17 protein-coding genes and 1 riboswitch are annotated in these 14,511 nt (G+C 72.2%); of the genes, 10 read left to right on the top strand and 7 right to left on the bottom strand.

What is annotated here, in order from left to right; all coding sequences use genetic code 11:
• Position 1: 1 nt before the first annotated feature.
• From def to PT931_RS26515, 3 genes are read right to left on the bottom strand one after another with little or no spacing between them, the layout of a single operon-like run.
• Positions 2–523, bottom strand: coding sequence for a peptide deformylase (gene def, locus PT931_RS26505; protein ID WP_456248417.1), 522 nt, complete (start codon positions 521–523; stop codon positions 2–4).
• A 39-nt stretch (positions 524–562) separates the two neighbouring features.
• Positions 563–979, bottom strand: coding sequence for a VOC family protein (locus PT931_RS26510; RefSeq protein ID WP_456248418.1), 417 nt, complete (start codon positions 977–979; stop codon positions 563–565).
• Between the two features lie 10 nt (positions 980–989).
• Positions 990–1,409 (bottom strand): helix-turn-helix transcriptional regulator, encoded by a 420-nt coding sequence (locus tag PT931_RS26515; RefSeq protein WP_456248419.1) that lies wholly within the window; start codon positions 1,407–1,409, stop codon positions 990–992.
• 122 nt (positions 1,410–1,531) lie between these two features.
• Here PT931_RS26515 and PT931_RS26520 point away from each other — a divergent pair, with 122 nt between their 5' ends.
• From PT931_RS26520 to PT931_RS26530, 3 genes are all read left to right on the top strand, one after another.
• Positions 1,532–3,805 carry an ATP-binding cassette domain-containing protein gene (locus tag PT931_RS26520; protein WP_456248420.1) on the top strand — a complete coding sequence of 758 codons (2,274 nt, stop codon included), beginning with the start codon at positions 1,532–1,534 and terminating at the stop codon, positions 3,803–3,805.
• A gap of 148 nt (positions 3,806–3,953) precedes the next feature.
• Positions 3,954–4,709, top strand: coding sequence for a metallophosphoesterase (locus PT931_RS26525; protein WP_456248421.1), 756 nt, complete (start codon positions 3,954–3,956; stop codon positions 4,707–4,709).
• A gap of 241 nt (positions 4,710–4,950) precedes the next feature.
• Entirely contained in the window at positions 4,951–5,694 is a 744-nt protein-coding gene (locus PT931_RS26530; RefSeq protein ID WP_456248422.1) for a helix-turn-helix domain-containing protein, read from the top strand.
• 36 nt (positions 5,695–5,730) lie between these two features.
• Here the strand turns inward: PT931_RS26530 and PT931_RS26535 are convergent, their stop codons facing one another.
• A complete protein-coding gene (locus PT931_RS26535; RefSeq protein ID WP_456248423.1) occupies positions 5,731–6,339 on the bottom strand; it encodes a TetR/AcrR family transcriptional regulator in 609 nt (202 codons plus the stop codon).
• A gap of 63 nt (positions 6,340–6,402) precedes the next feature.
• Here PT931_RS26535 and PT931_RS26540 point away from each other — a divergent pair, with 63 nt between their 5' ends.
• From PT931_RS26540 to PT931_RS26565, 6 genes are all read left to right on the top strand, one after another.
• A complete protein-coding gene (locus PT931_RS26540; RefSeq protein ID WP_456248424.1) occupies positions 6,403–7,440 on the top strand; it encodes an ABC transporter permease in 1,038 nt (345 codons plus the stop codon).
• Positions 7,437–8,324 (top strand): ABC transporter ATP-binding protein, encoded by an 888-nt coding sequence (locus PT931_RS26545; protein ID WP_456248425.1) that lies wholly within the window; start codon positions 7,437–7,439, stop codon positions 8,322–8,324. Before PT931_RS26540 ends, PT931_RS26545 begins: the two co-directional genes overlap by 4 nt.
• Positions 8,321–9,181 (top strand): ABC transporter ATP-binding protein, encoded by an 861-nt coding sequence (locus PT931_RS26550; protein ID WP_456248426.1) that lies wholly within the window; start codon positions 8,321–8,323, stop codon positions 9,179–9,181. The genes PT931_RS26545 and PT931_RS26550 overlap by 4 nt, the downstream gene beginning before the upstream one ends.
• A gap of 50 nt (positions 9,182–9,231) precedes the next feature.
• Entirely contained in the window at positions 9,232–11,229 is a 1,998-nt protein-coding gene (locus tag PT931_RS26555) for a PIG-L family deacetylase (RefSeq protein WP_456248427.1), read from the top strand.
• A gap of 66 nt (positions 11,230–11,295) precedes the next feature.
• The gene (locus tag PT931_RS26560; protein WP_456248428.1) at positions 11,296–11,652 is read left to right on the top strand and encodes a PadR family transcriptional regulator; all 357 of its coding nucleotides are present in this window, start codon (positions 11,296–11,298) and stop codon (positions 11,650–11,652) included.
• A gap of 1 nt (position 11,653) precedes the next feature.
• Complete coding sequence (locus PT931_RS26565; protein ID WP_456248429.1) at positions 11,654–12,208, top strand: hypothetical protein; 555 nt, start codon at positions 11,654–11,656, stop codon at positions 12,206–12,208.
• Positions 12,209–12,286: 78 nt separating this feature from the next.
• On the opposite strand, the gene PT931_RS26570 is transcribed toward PT931_RS26565, so the two are convergent.
• The 3 genes from PT931_RS26570 to PT931_RS26580 all read right to left on the bottom strand — a co-directional run bounded on the left by PT931_RS26570 (position 12,287) and on the right by PT931_RS26580 (position 13,854).
• Positions 12,287–12,769 carry a MarR family winged helix-turn-helix transcriptional regulator gene (locus PT931_RS26570; RefSeq protein ID WP_456248430.1) on the bottom strand — a complete coding sequence of 161 codons (483 nt, stop codon included), beginning with the start codon at positions 12,767–12,769 and terminating at the stop codon, positions 12,287–12,289.
• 1 nt (position 12,770) lies between these two features.
• Positions 12,771–13,391, bottom strand: coding sequence for a GTP cyclohydrolase II (locus PT931_RS26575; protein ID WP_363722408.1), 621 nt, complete (start codon positions 13,389–13,391; stop codon positions 12,771–12,773).
• A 91-nt stretch (positions 13,392–13,482) separates the two neighbouring features.
• A complete protein-coding gene (locus PT931_RS26580) occupies positions 13,483–13,854 on the bottom strand; it encodes a cupin domain-containing protein (protein WP_456248431.1) in 372 nt (123 codons plus the stop codon).
• A gap of 75 nt (positions 13,855–13,929) precedes the next feature.
• Between PT931_RS26580 and PT931_RS26585 the strand changes: the two genes are divergently transcribed.
• Positions 13,930–14,373 (top strand): MarR family winged helix-turn-helix transcriptional regulator, encoded by a 444-nt coding sequence (locus tag PT931_RS26585; RefSeq protein WP_456248432.1) that lies wholly within the window; start codon positions 13,930–13,932, stop codon positions 14,371–14,373.
• Between the two features lie 32 nt (positions 14,374–14,405).
• Positions 14,406–14,492: riboswitch (ZMP/ZTP riboswitch) on the top strand.
• Positions 14,493–14,511: the final 19 nt, after the last annotated feature.

Genomic DNA, 14,511 nt, shown 5'->3' on the forward strand with positions numbered 1-14,511 from the left:
GCTAGTTGCCCAGACCGGCGGCGACGAGGATCTCCTTGCGCTGCGCGGCCGGCAGCCGGTCCACGTACAGCGTGCCGTCGAGGTGGTCCACCTCGTGCTGCAGGCACCGGGCGAGCAGGCCCGTACCGACGATCGTGACCGGCTTGCCGTCCATGTCGAAACCCGTGACCGTCGCCACGCCGGGGCGGCCCAGTTCCGCGTACTGCCCCGGGACGGACAGGCAGCCCTCGCCCTCCGTGACCAGCTCGCGCGGCGGCGGGGGCAGCTCCAGGACGGGGTTGACGATGTGCGCGACGACGTGCTCCTCCGACGCGTCCGGGCAGTCGACGACGAACACGCGGGCGTCCACGCCGATCTGGTTGGCCGCCAGGCCCACGCCGTTCGCCTCGTACATACTGGCGAACATGTCCTCGATCAGGGCCTTGAGCTCGGCGTCGAACACGGTCACGGTCTGGCAGGGCTTGTGCAGGACGGCCTCGCCGTAATAGGTGATGCGCCGCGCCGTGCCCTCGGAGTTTGTCATGGTTGACAAATATAATCGGGGCTCCGGCGCCCCCCGTGTTCAGCCCTTGCGCGGCTGGTTGAACCGCAGCATGTTGCCCGCCGGATCCCGGAACGCGCAGTCGCGCACCCCGTACGGCTGGTCCATCGGCTCCTGCAGCACCTCCCCGCCGGCCGCCCGGATCCGCTCGAACGTCGCGTCCACGTCGTCGGTCCGGAAGATCACCCCGCGCAGCAGGCCCTTGGCCAGCAGCACCGCCGCGGCCTCCTTGTCGGCGTCGGAGGCGTTCGGGTCCCCGATGGGCGATTCCAGGACGATGTCCAGATCCGGCTGCGTCGGCGACCCGACGGTCACCCACCGCATCCCCTCGAACCCGACGTCGTTGCGCACCTGCAGGCCCAGGGCGTCCCGGTAGAAGGTCAGCGCCTTGTCGTGGTCGTCGACGGCGATGAAACACTGCGTCACGTTGATGTCCATGTTTCGCACGCTACCGGCGGTCGGCGGGCTTCGCTTCTCCGTTCCTGATCGGCCGGGTCGAAATCTTGGCGACGCACGCCGGGATGGCCTCCCCGGCGTCGTGGGCCCGGGCCCGGTACGCGCTCGGGGGCTCGCCGACCAGCTCCGTGAACCGGGAACTGAACGACCCCAGCGACGTACACCCCACCGCGAAGCAGACCTCCGTCACCGTCAGGTCTCCGCGCCGCAGCAGCGCCTTGGCCCGCTCGATCCGGCGGGTCATCAGGTAGCTGTAGGGCGTCTCCCCGTAGGCGGCGCGGAAACTGCGGGAGAAGTGGCCCGGCGACATCAGCGCGGCGCGCGCCAGGGCCGGGACGTCGAGCGGCCCGGCGTAGTCGCGGTCCATCCGGTCGCGCGCCCGACGCAGCCGCACGAGGTCCTCCAACAGCACCCGACCAGCATCCCACAGGGCCCCTGATCAGGGATGCGGCTGCGGGGACAGTACCCGTCCGGGTGTTTTATCCTGGAAGTAAAGATCAGGAAAATGTCGGAGGCCCCGGCTATCGTGGCCCGGTGCATGCCGCTGACAGTCACGACCTCATCCGCGTCCACGGAGCCCGCGAGAACAACCTGCGGGACGTGAGCCTGGCCATCCCGAAACGCCGGCTCACCGTCTTCACCGGGGTGTCGGGTTCCGGCAAGAGCTCCCTGGTGTTCGGCACGATCGCCGCCGAGTCCCAGCGCCTCATCAACGAGACCTACAGCGCCTTCGTGCAGGGCTTCATGCCCAGCCTGGGCCGGCCCGACGTCGACCTCCTCGAAGGCCTGACCACCGCCATCATCGTCGACCAGGAGCGGATGGGCACCAACTCCCGCTCCACGGTCGGCACCGCCACCGACGCGAACGCCATGCTGCGGATCGTGTTCAGCCGCCTCGGCACGCCGAGCGCCGGCCCGTCGTTCCACTACAGCTTCAACCTGCCCGCCGGCGCCTGCCCGGACTGCGAGGGCATGGGCAGCACCGCCGACATCGACCTCGACGAGCTGTTCGACCGGGACAAGTCCCTCGCCGACGGGGCGATCACGATCCCCGGGTACAACGTCGACGGCTGGCAGGTGCGGATCTTCACCGCCTCCGGGTTCATGGACCCCGACAAGCCGATCCGGGAGTACACCGAGCGGGAGCTCGACGACTTCCTGTACAAGGAGCCGGTCAAGGTCAAGGTCGAGAACATCAACATGACGTACGAGGGGCTCGTGCCCCGGGTGCAGAAGTCGTTCCTGCAGAAGGACAAGGAGGCGCTCCAGCCGCACATCCGCGCCTTCGTCGACCGCGCCGTCACGTTCGCCGCCTGCCCGGCGTGCGGCGGCACCCGGCTCAACAAGGCCGCCCTGGACTCCCGGATCGACGGCGTCAACATCGCCGAGGCGTGCGCTATGCAGATCAGCGACCTCGCCGACTGGGTCCGCGCCATCGACGACCCGACGGTCGCGCCGCTGCTGGTGACCCTGCGCCAGACCCTCGACTCGTTCGTGGAGATCGGCCTGGGCTACCTGAGCCTCGACCGCCCGTCCGGCACCCTGTCCGGCGGCGAGGCACAGCGCACCAAGATGATTCGGCACCTCGGCTCCAGCCTCACCGACGTGTCCTACATCTTCGACGAACCCACCGTGGGCCTGCACCCGCACGACATCCAGCGGATGAACGGCCTGCTGCTGCGGCTGCGCGACAAGGGCAACACGGTGCTCGTCGTGGAACACAAGCCGGAGACGATCGCCATCGCCGACCACGTCGTCGACCTGGGCCCCGGTGCGGGCAGCAGGGGCGGCACGATCTGCTTCGAGGGCACGGTCGCCGAACTGCGCGCCAGCGACTCCCTCACCGGCCGGCACCTCGACTACCGGGCCGTCCTCAAGGCGGAGCCCCGCACCGCGACCGACGTGCTCGCGATCCGCGACGCGACCCGGCACAACCTGCGCGGCGTGAGCGTCGACGTCCCCCTGGGCGTGCTGTGCGTCGTGACGGGCGTCGCCGGGTCCGGCAAGAGCTCCCTCATCCACGGCTCGATCCCCAAGGGCGCCGGCGTGGTGTCGGTCGACCAGGCCGCCATCCGGGGCTCCCGGCGCAGCAACCCCGCCACCTACAGCGGCCTGCTGGACCCGATCCGGGCCGCGTTCGCGAAGGCCAACGGCGTCAAGCCGGCCCTGTTCAGCTCCAACTCGGCCGGCGCGTGCCCGAACTGCAACGGCAACGGCGTCATCTACACCGACCTGGCGATGATGGCCGGCGTCGCCACCGTCTGCGAGGAGTGCGAGGGCAAGCGGTTCCAGGCCGCCGTCCTGGAGTACAAGCTCGGGGGCAGGAACATCAGCGAGGTCCTGGCCATGTCCGTCACCGAGGCGGGGGAGTTCTTCGCCACCGGTGAGGCGAAGACGAAGGCCGCGCACGCCATCCTCACCCGGATGGCCGACGTCGGCCTCGGGTACCTCAGCCTCGGCCAGCCCCTCACCACCCTGTCCGGCGGCGAGCGGCAGCGGCTCAAGCTGGCGATCCACATGGCCGAGAAGGGCGGCGTCTACGTCCTGGACGAGCCCACGACCGGCCTGCACCTCGCCGACGTCGAACAGCTCCTCGGGCTCCTCGACCGGCTCGTGGACTCCGGCAAGTCCGTCATCGTCATCGAACACCACCTCGCGGTGATGGCCCGCGCCGACTGGATCATCGACCTCGGGCCCGGGGCCGGCCACGACGGCGGAAAGATCGTCTTCGAGGGTACGCCGGCGGACCTCGTCGCCGACCGGTCCACCCTCACCGGACAGCACCTCGCGGAGTACGTGGGGGCGTAGCGCACGGGGGGTGGCGCGGCCCGGTCACCTGGGCCGCGCCACCCGATGGCCCGCGCGACGTGCTCCGGTGCCCCGGAGGCGTCGTCCCACTCGGCGACCAGGTGCTCCTCCATGATCACGGGCCGTGTGCCGTGGCATGATCGTGACCATGCCTTTCGTGTTCGCCCACGTCAGCGACACCCACCTCGACGGGGAGCCCCGGGCCTCGGCGCGCACGGCCGCCGTCATGGCCTACCTGCGGGACCTGCCCCTCGACGCGATCCTCGTCACCGGGGACATCGCCGACCACGGCGCGCCGGGGGAGTACGCCGAGGCCGCCGACCTGTTCACCGCGCCCGTGCCCGTCCTGGTGCTGCCGGGCAACCACGACGAGCGGGCCGCGTTCCGCAAGGGACTCCTCGACCACGCTCCCGGCGCGGGACCCGACGCCACCGGGTCCGACGTCGCGCCGATCAACCAGGTCCGCACCGTCGGCGGGGTCACCTTCGTCCTGTGCGACTCGACCATCCCCGGCCGCGACGACGGCCGCCTCGCCCCGGGCACCCTCGACTGGCTCGACGCCACCCTCGCCGCCGCCCCCGGCCCGGTGTTCGTGGCCCTGCACCACCCGCCGGTCCGGATGTACAACCCGATCCTCGACACGCTGCTGCTCACCGAACCCGACGGCTTCGAACGGGTCCTGCGCCGCCACCCGCACGTCGTCGCCGTCCTGTGCGGCCACGCGCACACCGCCGCCGCGAGTACCTTCGCGGGCCTGCCCCTGCTCGTCGGCCCCGGCGTCGTGTCGACCCTGATGCTGGAATGGGAGGGCCGCGGCCACCTCTCCTTCGAGGACCCGCCGGGGATCGCGTTCCACGTCCTCGACGACGGCCACCTCACCACCCACTACCGGACGGTGCACTGACCCACCCGTCGACGGGTACGCGGCGCACCCCGGAGCATCGGGGTTTCGAACATGGGAAACGCCACGCATCCTTCAGTGATCCGTAAATCAATTCACCGCGCCGGGCTCACATTTTCCCAGTTCACAGGCATCTTGGGTCGCGCACGGTTCACAGTCAGCGCAACGGCCGGTACCCGTCGATGGCAATGGGCTTGATCTGGGGGCTACCCTCGGGGCGTCGACGGACGCGGAGGAGGTCGTGATGCCGGGAGGCAGGCTCACCCAACAGGACCGCCAGCAGATCGCGCTGGGGCTGGCCGACGGCCTCGCCTACGCGGAGATCGCCCGGCGGGTCGACCGCCCGACGTCCACCGTCACGCGTGAGGTGCTGCGCAACGGCGGCCCCACCGCCTACCGGGCCGATGTGGCCCACCGCGCCACCGAGCGCCGCGCCCACCGGCGCCGACAGGTCACGCCCCGGGAGCCGGGCGCGACCCCGAGGGTCCACGGGCGCGACCCCGAGGCGGTGCGCGAGTTCGAGGAGGTGTTCACCACGGTCATGATGTCCTCGGGCATGCCCACGATGATGGCCCGGGTGCTGACCTGCCTCACCCTCGCCGACTCCGGCAGCCGCACCGCCGCCGAGCTCGTCGACCACCTGGGGGTCAGCCCGGCGTCGGTCTCCAAGGCCATCGCGTTCCTGGAGAGCCAGAGCCTCGTCCGCCGGGAACGCGACGACCGGCGCCGCGACCGCTACGTCGTGGACGACGACGTCTGGTACCAGTCGATGATGGCCAGCGCCCGCGCCACCGCGCATCTGGTGCAGACCGCCCGGCAGGGCGTGGGCGTCCTGGGCCCCGCCACCCCGGCCGGCGCCCGGATGGAGAACATCGCCCGCTTCCTCGACTTCGTCAGCGAGAGCATCGCCCGCGCCGCGCAGCAGGCCCGCGAGGTCCTGCACACGAGAGCCGAACCGGCCGCCGCGCCGGATCCGGAACGCGGATAGCCGGCCGGACAGGCGTCGGCGGGGTCCACGGGGCCCCTACGCCGGCAGCTCTCCGGTCAGGTACCGCTGCATCGTGGGCGCGTAGCACTCCACCAGGAACTCCCGGTCCGCGCTGGCCACCGGCTCGGCCCGCACCACGTACCGGGTCAGGATCAGCCCCACCGCCTGCGAGAAGCACAACGCGGCCCGCAGCTGCGGCCGGTCACTGCCCAGGTGCGTGGTGATCCGGGCGAACAACTGGTTCGTCAGGTACTCCCGCAGCATCGTCGCCGGCCCGTGATCGTCGGCGAGGGACCTCAGCAGCGCCGTGAGCCGGCCGCCCCCGGACGCCGCCTCCGCGTCCCACACACCCAGCGCGGTCCGCAGCATCCGCGCCGCCGTCTGTTCCGGATCGCCGTCGAGCACGTGCCGGAGCACCTCGCCGGGTACGGCGGGCAGGTCCACGGCGGCGGCGAACAGTTTGTCCTTGTTGCCGAAGTAGTAGTGCACGAGCGCCGCGTCGACCCCGGCGGAGGAGGCGATACCCCGCATCGTCGTCTTGGCGTACCCGCGGTCGGAGAACTCGCGGCGGGCGGCGGCCAGGATCTGCTCGCGGGTGTCGTCCCCCTCGGAACGCCGCGCGCGCTGCGGAATCTGTTGCGTCACGCCTACGGATGCTACGCTCGGGCCATCTTCAACACTTGATGATGAGCCGATACGGAGTCCGCCATGTGGGCGATGATCTTCAAAGAGTTCCTGGAGCTGCGCCGGGACCGGCGCACCATGGCCATGCTGATCGTGCTACCCCTGCTCCTGCTCGTGGTCTTCGGATACGCGGCCAGCTTCAACGTGTCGACCCTGACCACCGACGTCGTCGGCCCCGGCGCCACCCAGGCCGCCGCCGCGCTGCGCGCCCCCTTCGAGGTCGGCCGGGTCGACCCGGCGGCCGGGGACGCCGAGGCCCGCGACCGGCTGCGGACCGACCGCGCCGACGTCGTGCTCGTCACCGGCGGGGACACCGCCGTCGCCCTCGTGGACGGGTCCAACCTGTTCGGGGCGCAGGCCGCGAAAGCCGCGCTGGCGCGTACCCCCCTGAAGGTCGAGGTTCTCTACAACCCGGACCTCAAGACCTCCTGGGTGATGGTCCCGGCGCTGGTGGGGCTGATCCTGACCTTCATCGGGACGATCGTCACCGCCATCGGCCTGGTCCGCGAACGGCAGGCCGGCACCCTCGAACAGCTCGCCGTCATGCCGTTCCGGCCGTCCGACGTCATCCTCGGCAAGATCGTGCCCTACTACCTGCTCGCCGCCCTCGACCTGGTCGTGGTGACCCTGCTGGGCCGGCTGCTGTTCGGGGTGCCGTTCGCCGGGTCGGTGTTCACCTTCGGGCTCGGCGCGGGGCTGTTCCTGTTCGTCGTGCTCGGCGTGGGGGTGCTGATCTCCACCGTGTCGCAGAACCAGGGCCAGGCCATCCAGCTCGCCCTCATGATCATGATGCCGCAGATCCTGCTGTCGGGCATGATCTTCCCGCTCGACGCGATGGCCCCGGGCGTGCGCTGGATCGGGTACCTGCTGCCCCTGACCTACTTCACGAAACTGTCCCAGGGCGTCATGCTGCGCGGCGACGACCTGGCCTCCCTGTGGCTGCCCCTGGTCGTCCTCGCCGGCATGGCCGTCGTCGTGTTCACCGCCGCCGTGCTGCGCTTCCGCCGCGACCTGGCCCCGAGCCAGCCGTCGACCGGGGCGGCCACCGGGGGTGCGTCATGACCTGGGGCACCACCGACCTGACCGTGCGCTACCCGCGCGCCCTGGCCCTCGACGCGGTCACGTTCGCCGCCCCCGCCGGGCAGATCTCCGCCGTCGTCGGCGGCGACGGGGCCGGCAAGTCCACCCTGCTGCGCAGCCTCGTCGGCGGCGTGCGGCCCACCTCCGGGCGGATCGACGCCCCGGCGCTGCGCGAGATCGGTTTCATGCCGACGGGTACGGGCGTGTGGCGCGAACTCACCGTCGCCGAGAACCTCGACTTCGTGGCCGCCGCCTACGGGGTCCGCGACCGCGACCGCCGCGAGGCCCTGCTCGCCGCCGCCGGCCTGGAACAGGTCACCGGCCGCATCGCCGGGCAGCTGTCGGGCGGCATGCGGCAGAAACTGGCCTTCACCCTCGCCATGCTGCACGCCCCGCGCCTGCTGGTCCTCGACGAGCCCAGCACCGGCGTGGACCCGGTCAGCCGGGTCGAACTGTGGCGCCTGATCGCCCGCGCGGCCGTAGACGGGGCGGCCGTGGTGCTGTCCACCACGTACCTCGACGAGGCCGAACGGGCCGGCACCGTGTGCGTCCTGGACAACGGCCGGGTGCTGCGCTCCGGGCCACCGGAGGACGTGATGTCCTCGACCCCCGGCACGATCACCGTCACCGACGACCCGCCCGACCGGGAACTCGCCTGGCGGCGCGGGCGGCACTGGCACGCCTGGCATCCCGGACCGCCGCTGCCGGGGGAGACCCCGGTGGCCGCCGACATGGAGGACGCCGTGATCGCCGCGACCCTCGCGCTCCGGGAGCCGAACCCCCCGGGCCCGCCGGCCGCGACGGCGCCCACGGCTCCGGGCCCCGACTCCGCGCCCCAGGGCCCCACCCCGGGGAGCCCGTCATGACCCTCGTGACCGTCGACTCCGCCACCCGCCGCTTCGGCACCTTCACCGCCGTCGACGCCGTCTCCATGTCCGTCGGACCGGGCGAGATCGTCGGCCTGCTCGGCGCCAACGGGGCCGGCAAGACCACCCTGCTCAAGATGATCCTCGGCCTGACGGCGCCCACCAGCGGCCGGGTCCGGCTGTTCGGGGCCGCCCCGTCGCGGGCCACCCGCACCCGGCTCGGGTACGTCGCCCAGGGCCTCGGCCTCTACGCCACCCTCACGGTCGCCGAGAACCTGGCGTTCGTGACCGCCGCGTACGGGCAGAAGACAAAGCCCGTCCTCACCGGCGCCCTCGCCGCGGCCCGCGACCGCCTGGTGGGCGACATCGGCCTGGGCCTGCAACGCCAGCTCGCGTTCACCGCCGCCCTCGCGCACCGCCCGGAGCTGCTGATCCTCGACGAGCCGACCTCCGGCGTGGACGGCCTGGCCCGCGCCCGGCTGTGGGACACCATCCACGCGGAGGCCGAACGCGGTGTCGGCGTGCTCGTGACCACGCACTACATGCAGGAGGCCCAGCAGTGTGACCGGCTCGTGCTGATGGCCCGGGGCGCGGCCGTGGCGGCGGGTACGGAGGCCGACATCGTCGCCGGCACCACGGCCGTCGCGGCCCGGACCGACGACTGGGCGGCCGCGTTCGACGCCCTGCACCGGGCCGGGCTGGCCGTCACCCTGGCCGGCCGGAGCGTGCGGGTCGCCGACGCCGAACCGGACACCGTGGAGGCGGTACTGCACGCCGCCGGGGTCCCCGCCGACGTGCGCCAGGTGCCCGCGACCCTCGAGGAGAAGATGATCGGGATCTGTCGCATAGACCTATAAATTGGACTTTCCGTTGGTAGCGTCGGTCTCACGTGCCAAGGGAGGTCTCCGTGAGGATCCTGCGTCGTGGACCCATCGCCGTGCTGTCCGTGCTGCTCGCGGCGGCCGTGACGGCGACCCCGCCATCGGCCAGCGCCGAGCCCGATCCGGCGGGCCCGGAGACGGCGGCCGCGGGCCCGGAGGCGCGCACCGAGCGCCTCGCGCAGATCGTCGCGCACCCCGACGACGAGATCCTCTTCCTGAACCCCGACCTGCAACGCTCCGCCGAGGCCGGGTACGCCAACACCACGGTCTTCCTCACCGCCGGCGACGCCGACCGGGGCCCGGGGTACTCCCGGTCCCGCCAGGACGGCGCCATGGAGGCCCACCGGCACATGGCCGGCGCCCCGGCCTGCGCGACCCCGCGGGCCTGCTGGACCCAGGACGCGTGGGCCGTGGGCGCGGGCGTCGTGCAGCGGTTCACCCTCACGGCCCGCCCCACCGTCCAGTTGATCTTCCTGAACGTCCGCGACGGGTACGACTCCGGCGGCAGTTGCGACCTCATGCACCTGTGGACCGACGGCTCCTTCACCGCCGCCCCGGTGGTCCCCGACGACGCGACCGACCCGGCGGGCGTCGGCGCGACCCGCTACACCCACGACAGCCTGCGCGACACGGTCGTGGCGATCCTGCGCGCGGTCCGCCCGTCCCTCGTGCGCGGCCAGGACCCGCACCCCGACCACCGCTACCAGCCCGGTTACCGCTGCCTGGGCCGCACGTTCGACGACCACTACGACCACGTCGCCTCGGCCCTGTTCGCCGAGGAGATCACCGCCGCGTACGGGGGCCGCCTCGCCACGCAGTTCTACCGGCAGAACAACATCCAGACCGCCGTGCCGAACCTGACGGAGGGCGACCGGGCGCTCAAGGACGCGGTGTTCCGGCACTACATCCCCTACGACGACGCGACCCGCGACCCGGCCGGCAACCCCGCCCCGGTGTACGTCACCTACAGCCGGGTCATGTACGCCCGCTTCCCCCGGGGCACCGCCTGGGTCGGGCGCACCGGCGACGGCTGGCTGCAACCGTTCGTGGTCCTGGGCGGCCGGGTGCTGACCTGGCGGCAGACCGGAGACGGCACGTACGCGGGCCCGGTGGACCTGGGCGGCCCGGGCGTACCCGTCACCGGGGTCGTCTCCGTGGGGAACAACGCCGACGGCAGGCTGGAGATCTTCGTCGTGGGCGCGGACGACAGCGCCGCCGTGTACACCACCTACCAGCGGGCCGACGGCGAGTGGGTCGGGCACTGGGACAACTTCGGCAACCCCAACGACGTCGTCACCCCGCAGGTCCGCCGGGCGGTCAGCGGCGCGGCGGTCGGGTCCAACGCGGACGGCCGGCTGCAGATCTTCGTCACCAACGGCAACGGCGGCCTGGGTTCCAAGTGGCAGACCTCGGTCAACGGCCCGTGGACCCCGGACTGGCTGGACATGGGCGGCTCCGACATCCAGGGCGTGCCGGTCGCGGTCACCAACGACGACGGCCGCCTGGAGGTGTTCGCCGCGACCCGCACCGGCGTGGACCACCGCTACCAGGTCGCGCCGAACTCCCCGTTCGTGTCGCACACCCTGCCGGTCCGGGTCGCCGGCCCGGTGAACGTGGCGAAGAACGCCGACGGCCGCCTGGAACTCTTCTACCGGGGCCCCGACACCGGCGACGTGACGCACCTGTACCAGACCGCGGTGAACGGCGACTGGGGCGGCGGGCCGCTGCCGCTCGGCGGGCACGGCGGCGTGGGGGAGCTGGAGACCGTCACGAGCGCCGGGCGGATCCTGGTGTTCGGCCGCAACCAGGCCACCGGGGTCAGCCACCTCCGCCAGACCGCGCAGGGCTGGCCGGCGGCCTGGACCGACAGCGCCGGGGCCTCGATCGACACCCCGGCCGCCGCGCTCGACCGGACCGGCCGGGTCGTGATGTTCCAGCTCGCCCCCGGCGGCCGGCTCCTGATGGCCGCGCAGAAGACCCCGGACCCCGACAGTCCGTTCCGGCCGTGGGCGCCCCTGCCCTGACCTCCGACGGGTACGAGGCCACGCCCGGTACTTGACTATCTCCAGTACCGGGCATAGCTTGGTGTGGTGATCCCGCCCCGCGACCCGCAGCTCCTCAAGGGCGCCCTGTCCCTGCTGCTCCTGTCCCTGCTCGCCGAACGCGAGTCCTACGGCTACCAGGTGGTGCAGCGCCTGCGCGAGATCGGCCTGCCCGACATCCTCGAGGGCACCGTCTACCCGGCCCTGTCCCGCCTCGAACGCGAGGGCCGGGTCACCGCCCGCCTGGTCTCCTCGACCTCCGGCCCCGCCCGCAAGTACTACCGCCCGACCCCCGCCGGCTACGAGGCCCTCGCCACGGGCACCGCCCAGTGGTTCGCCCTCGCCGACGTCGTGGGCGCGGTCCTCACCCGCCCGGTCCCCCCGGCCCCGATCGAAGGATCCTGAGATGTCCCACCCCGTGAGCTGGTTCGACCGGCTGCGTATCGAGTCCGTCGTGTGGTCCCTCGACCACCGCCTCTACGATCTGGCCCCGAGTTCGCGGGTCGCCAAACGCCGCGAGGTCCGGGAGAATCTGCTGTCCGCCGCGGCCGACATCGGCACGTCCGCGGCCCTGCGCAACCTGGGTGGCAGCCGCCGGCTCGCCGCCGAGTACCGGGCGGCGGAGTACGGCGGCGAGGCGCGCCCGGCCTGGTTCACCGCGCTGCTGTTCTTCATGACCGGACAGCTGCTCATCCAGTCGCTGCTGACGGAGTACGTCCTCACGTTCGGTGCGGGGATCAGAGCCGCCGACCCGGACGCCACGGGCGCGTACACGTGGAAGGGTTTCGGGTTCTTCCAGCAGGCGGCCACGTTCACCCTCGACCACGGTCAGGGCACGTGGACCGGCGGCCAGCTGACCGTCTGGGGCTGGGTCGTCTTCGGCGTGGCCACGATCCTGATCGGCCGGTTGTGGCGGGCCGTGCCGGGATGGAACCGGCTGACGGGCGCGAAGGCGATCTGAGACGCCAGGCCCGGAAGCGCGACGCGGGACCCCGATCCGATGGAACGGCCCGCCCGCGCCGGGCGGAGCCGTGGCCGGTCAGGCCTCCTCGACCTCGCCCAGCCGCCCCAGGACCGCCTCGCTGATCGTCGCCAGCTGCTCGACCTGCTCGGGCGTCAACACGTCGAACAGGTGCCGCCGGACGGCCGCGACATGCCCGGGGGCGGCGGCGGCCAGCGTGTCGAACCCGGACTGGGTCAGGGTGGCCCAGTTGCCGCGCCGGTCGGACGGACACTTCTTGCGGATGACCCAGCCGTTCTCCTCCAGGCGCGCCACCGCGTGCGACAGCCGGCTCTGCGAGGAGTGCGTGCGCTCGGCCAGGTCGCTCATGCGCAGCGACCAGCCGTCGGTCTCCGACAGCATGGCCAGGATCATGTAGTACGTGTGCGGCATCCCCGAGTCCCGCTGGAGCTGGCGGTCCAGTGCCTCTTCCAGGCGGCGCGTCGTGACCAGGTAGGCCAGCCACGCGCGCCGCTCGGAGTCGGTCAGCCAGCGGGGTTCTGCCAGCGTGCTGTTCGGCATGTCAGGCGGCGGGGGTCAGGTCGATCGTGTGACCCGTCCGTTCGACCTTCGCGTGCAGGTACCGCAGGTTCGCCTCGGTGGCGTGCACCCCGGTGCGGGCGAGGACGCGGACGTCCACCCCGAGGGCGCGCAGCTGGGCGGCCTTGTCCGGGTTGTTCGTCAGCAGGTCGACGCGGGGCGCGCCGAGCGCGGTGAGCATCTGGGCGGCGGCCGTGTAGTCGCGCTCGTCGTCGGCGTGCCCGAGGGCCCGGTTCGCGGCGTACGTGTCCAGGCCGGTGTCCTGGAGGGCGTAGGCGTCGAGCTTCGCGTACAGCCCGATGCCGCGGCCCTCCTGGCGCAGGTACAGCAGCCAGCCGCCGTGTTCGGCGATCCGCTCGACGGCCTCGCGCAGCTGCGGGCCGCAGTCGCACCGGGCGGAGCCGAACACGTCGCCGGTCATGCACTCGGAGTGCACGCGCACGAGCGGCACGTCCACTCCGGTCACGTCACCCAGGCCGATCGCCAGGTGTTCCTTGCCGTCGGCGAGGCCGGTGAAGGTCACGATCTCGGCGGGGGTGGTGAACCCGTCGCCGAACCGCAGCGGCACCGGGACCCTGGTCCGTATTCCGGCCGGAGCAATCATCGTTGTCCTCCACGGTGCTTGAGCGCTCAAGTTCCCTGTCGACGATACGGTGGGTCACCTTAACGATCAATGTGATCAACCTCGCGGAATATCAGACCGTCCACGGGGGTGTGATCCACGAACCGTCGGCGAGCGCCGCCCGCAGGCCCACGCTGGTGCTGACCCAGGCGGACAGCGGCTCGGCCCCGGTGTCGATGCCGAACAGGCTGCCGGTCGGCACGATGACGACGTCGCCGGCGGTCACGTCGTGCTTCCGGTCGTCCAGCGTGACCGTGGCCGAACCGGCCGTGATGCGCAGCACCTCCTCCCGGGTGACGCGGTGCGGGACGCCGGTCGTGCCGGCCGGGACGTCGACCTGCCAGGCGGCGAGTTCGGAGCTGCCGCTGCGCGGGGCGGCGTAGGAGGTGAAGGTCGCGCCGTGGATCTCGTGGACGACGGCGTCGGAGGGGCGGACGACTGGCACGGTGACTCCTCGGAAGTAGACAAGTAGCTTGTCTAAATGGTCAATGTTCTTGTCCGTGCTGTCAAACTACTTTTCATGGGTACCGACCACCGCGCGCTCGCCTACCTCGTCCTCGCCGCCGCGAACACCCTCAGCGAGGCCATCCACGCGGGGGTGGTCGCCCGGGGCTTCGACGACGTCCGCCCCGCGCACGGCTTCGCGTTCGTCCGGCTCGCCCCCGACGGGGCCACCGTCGGACAGGTCGCCGAACACCTGGGCGTCACGAAGCAGGCCGCCAGCCAACTCATCGAGGAACTGACCCGCAAGGGGTACGTGGCCAGCCAGCCGCACCCGCGCGACGCCCGGGCCCGGCTCGTCACCCTCACCGACCGGGGCTGGGCCTGCACCCGGGCCGCCGACGCCGCGGCCGCCGAGGCGGTGGCGCGCTGGGCGGAGGTGCTCGGCGAGGACCGGGTCGGGGCCCTGGTCACCGACCTGGGCCGGGTCGCCGCCCCGGGACGGCTGCGTCCCACCTGGTGACGCCGCCCCGCCCCCGGTGCCCCTGGTAGATTCGACCCTGCCGCGACTGGCGAAGGTGGATCACCACCGGGGAGCGGCAGCACACACACGTGACGGTGTCGTCCGCCTGGGCACCTCTGTCCCACCGACGGAGGTTCG

The organism is Longispora urticae, assembly GCF_053902585.1.